This window comes from Bradyrhizobium sp., assembly GCF_019242285.1.
Taxonomy (GTDB): Bacteria; Pseudomonadota; Alphaproteobacteria; order Rhizobiales; family Xanthobacteraceae; genus Bradyrhizobium.
In genome coordinates this window covers 1-3,604 of the sequence record NZ_JAFAVV010000479.1, presented here as the reverse complement: position 1 = coordinate 3,604, position 3,604 = coordinate 1, and the positions used below count along the sequence as shown (strand labels likewise).

Below are 3,604 nucleotides of genomic sequence, written 5' to 3'. Positions count from 1 at the left end.
TCATCGGCCCGCGTCGGAGTGACCCAAATGTCGTTGGCGACAAAGCCCGCGCGCTGAGCCACTTGGCTGCCGGGCGGCATTGGCGTGCGTAGTGCGCTCTGGGCCAGCAAGCGGTAACCGGGATGATGGCCAAGCGCCGTTCTCCGCTCGCGATTGACGATTTTCCACCAGCGGATGCGCGATGAATCGCTGCAGCGCCGCGCCGCCTTCTCGCTCAGCAATGGCTTCTCGACCAGCGACAGAGCGTTGTGCCACGGGTTGTCCGGACCAGGCGGGTCGGCGACCGTGTCGACTTCCACAACCGTGTTGTTGGGCCCGTCCACCGCCATGTCGAGGCGGACGTTGAACACGTGCTGGTGGATGTGGCCGACGACGCCGGGTGCAACGAGCGTGCCGCGGCCAGTTGAGCCGTCCTGCATCAGGCCCGCGGTATTGATGATCCCGGTCAGCTTGACAACGAATTCGATAGTGCCATCGAGATACAGGTGCCAATAAAATCCGTACTCATAATTGCCCACGGTCGCGATGAACGAGATCACAAGTCGGCGGCCCCGCCGGACTTCGCTGTCCTGGGTACGAAAATCGGTGTGCTTCCACAGCACGCCAGCGTCCTCCTCGTGGAGGCAGATCGCGTTCGGAATGGTTTGCGCGGTGCCGTCGATCCGATTTACCACGGCATCGAAATAGTGCACGGCGCCAAGGCAATCGCAGCCGAGCGTCAAGCTGTTCGCCAGCACGCCGATCCCATACTCGCCGCAATCGAAGGCGTTCTTGCGCGGATGGACGTCGCTCGGGTGGCCGTATGGCACCACCATTTCCGCCAGCGACGCGCGCCTCAGCACGCTGCGCCAGGTGCCGGCATCCCGGACGCGTAGCTCGTGCAGCACGAGCCCTTCGCGTGGCGTGAAGCCCACGCGGAACCGCCAGCCACACCACCCGACGCCCCAGCGATCGACGGTGAAACTGGGTCCCTGCGGCTGGATGACTTCGATCGGCTTGAGATCCGTTCGCCAACTCTGCTGGAAACCCGCCGCGAAATTGCCCTCCCCGCGCGGGACCGGAATGACGCCGAAATCGTCGATCCGCAACACCTCGCCGCGATCAATGTCGACAAGTGCGCTCAAGCCCTCGACCGGGTGAGCATATTGATTGTCGTGAGGATGGTTGCGTACCCAGGTGATCGTCTGGATCAGACGGCGCCCGATCTCATCGGGATGACCGAAGACGCCACAAGACCAAGGATCGCTGCACACCAGCGAGACATCGATGATGCCGCGCTTGGCGAGTGCCGCGAGAAAATCGGGATGCGACTTGGCGATCTGCTCGGCCAGCAGGAATTCCTCGGGCGCGATGCGCGGCCGCGCGCCCGGGCGCGGTAAACAGCTCTCGAGGGTTCCGCCGCTGAGCGAGACAATCGCCTCGAAGAGGTTGCCTGTCGCGATGTCGTAGAAGGATACGAAGGCGCGCCGCGTCGCGGGTTCGCCAGCTTCAAAATCCTCGTGCAAGACGACTGTCTCGAACCGCATGCCCGCGCCCAGGTCATGCGAGGTGCGGACGATCGCGGTCGCAAGGGCGATCTCGGTGGTCGACAATGGATCGAGCGGATGAGGCGATATCCGCGCGGCAGCGTAAGCTGTATCCATGGTGGCCCTACACGGTAATCGCAAGTGCCTTAAAAACAAACTTAAGACTCTGGAGACAAGCGGGTCAAGTGACGCGATGTATTTGCCGCACCGTCTTTCACCACGACGTGGTCATATGCTCACGCTGGAGGCACCAGTGTTTCGCTAGTATCTAGTATAAGGTGAGCTTCTCGGGAGAGTGCGTCAAAGGTTGCAAGGGGAGGAAAGAGATGGCCGCGAAGACGAACCAAATGGCGAATGGAAAAGCGAAGAAGAACGGTGCGCTGCGCGTGCTGGTGGTCGGCGTCGGTAATATGGGCGCCTCGCATGCGCGCGCTTACGACAAGATCGACGGGTTCGAGCTCGCGGGGCTCTGCGCCCGACGGATCGCCAAGCGCACCGACCTGCCAGTACGCTGGTCGAACGTGCCGCGCTTTGCCGATTACGGTGAGGCACTCGAGACACTGAAGCCCGATGTCGTTTCGATCAACACCTGGCCCGATACGCATGCAGACTACGCCATCCGCGCCTTCAAGTCGGGCGCGCACGTCTTCATGGAAAAGCCGATCGCCGAGACAGTGAAGGACGCAAAACGCGTCGTCGTCGCGGCGCGCAACGCGGACAAGAAGCTTGTCATCGGTTACATCCTGCGCGTCCATCCTTCCTGGGTGAAGTTTACCGAGCTCGCCAAAGGTCTGGGCAAGCCGCTTGTCATGCGCATGAACCTGAACCAACAATCCATCGGCGACGCCTGGACCTGGCACAAGAACCTGATGAAGTCACTGCCGCCGATCGTCGATTGCGGCGTGCACTATGTCGACGTGATGTGCCAAATGACCGGCGCCAGACCGGTGCGCGTCCACGGCATCGGCGCGCATCTGACGAAGGACGTCAAGACCTACAATTACGGCCACCTGCACGTTGAATTCGACGACGGATCTGTCGGCTGGTACGAGGCGGGATGGGGTCCGATGATGAGCGAGGTTGCCTACTTCGTGAAGGACGTGGTCGGACCCAGGGGGTGTGCAAGCATTGTCATGGCCGAGCAGGGCAAGGGCACCGTCGAGGGGGCAAGCGACACGACGTCGGCCGATATCGACACGCACACAAAGACGAACGCGATCCGCCTGCACCATTCGAAGCTCAACAAGGACAACTCGCTCGCCAAGGCCGACGAGCTCTTCCGCATGGACGATGAGCCGAGCCATGACGACCTCTGCGAACGCGAGCAGCTCGTCCTCATGAATGCGATCCGCCGGAACATCGATCTTTCCGACCACATGGAGGATGCAGTGAACAGCCTTCGCATCGTGCTCGCCGCCGATGAAAGCGTGCGCAAGAAGAAGGTCGTGACTCTGCGGTGAGGGCCGGGACTGGATGCCGCACTCGTATGGGACAACCTACGTTCGATCTTCAAACGGTTGCCGTTTGCGTTTGCTGTTTGCGTTGATCCATGAGGCATAGCCTGCATGAATTTCCAGCCGTTGCGCACGCCTACCGGATATGAGCCTGACGATATCAATGTCCCACCAATTAAGCGGAGAAAAAGGGAGGAGCTGCCATGAGCCTTAGTTTCTTTCGAACGACACTCTTTGCCGGATCCGCGGTCGTATTCACCGCGACCATCGCGGTTCCATCCGCCCAGGCGGATGCCGTCTCCGACGCCAAGGCGGCGGTTACGAAATATGCCGGTCCGCAGACCACATGGGAGGGACCCACCAAGTCGCCTAAGCCGGAGGCCGGCAAGAGGGTCGTCTTTCTGTCAGGGGATGAGCAAAACGATATTTCCCACCTCTACGGAGTGTACATCAAGCAGGCAGGCGAGAAACTGGGCTGGAGCATTACTGTAATCGACGGCAAAGGTAGCCCGACCTCTTGGCTCGCGGGCATGAACCAAGCTATTGCCTTGAAGCCCGACGGCATCGCGCTTTTTGCGGACGCTGCAAGCCTTCAGGATCCGATCAAAGCGGGCATGGCACAGG

The 3,604-nt window shown here is 61.0% G+C and carries 2 protein-coding genes and 1 pseudogene; 2 read left to right on the top strand and 1 reads right to left on the bottom strand.

What is annotated here, in order from left to right:
* A partial coding sequence (locus JOY90_RS19005) for a primary-amine oxidase (RefSeq protein ID WP_291692651.1) occupies positions 1 to 1,643 on the bottom strand: 1,643 nt, incomplete at its 3' end.
* 209 nt (positions 1,644 to 1,852) lie between these two features.
* Here JOY90_RS19005 and JOY90_RS19000 point away from each other — a divergent pair.
* Both JOY90_RS19000 and JOY90_RS18995 read left to right on the top strand, forming a co-directional pair.
* A complete protein-coding gene (locus tag JOY90_RS19000) occupies positions 1,853 to 2,986 on the top strand; it encodes a Gfo/Idh/MocA family oxidoreductase (RefSeq protein WP_291692650.1) in 1,134 nt (377 codons plus the stop codon).
* A gap of 197 nt (positions 2,987 to 3,183) precedes the next feature.
* Positions 3,184 to 3,604: pseudogene (locus tag JOY90_RS18995) on the top strand (hypothetical protein); the annotation flags it as partial.

Coding starts and splice junctions, on each gene's coding strand:
- JOY90_RS19000 (WP_291692650.1), top strand. CDS start 1,853: ATGGCCGCGAAGACGAACCAAATGGCGAATGGAAAAGCGAAGAAGAAC.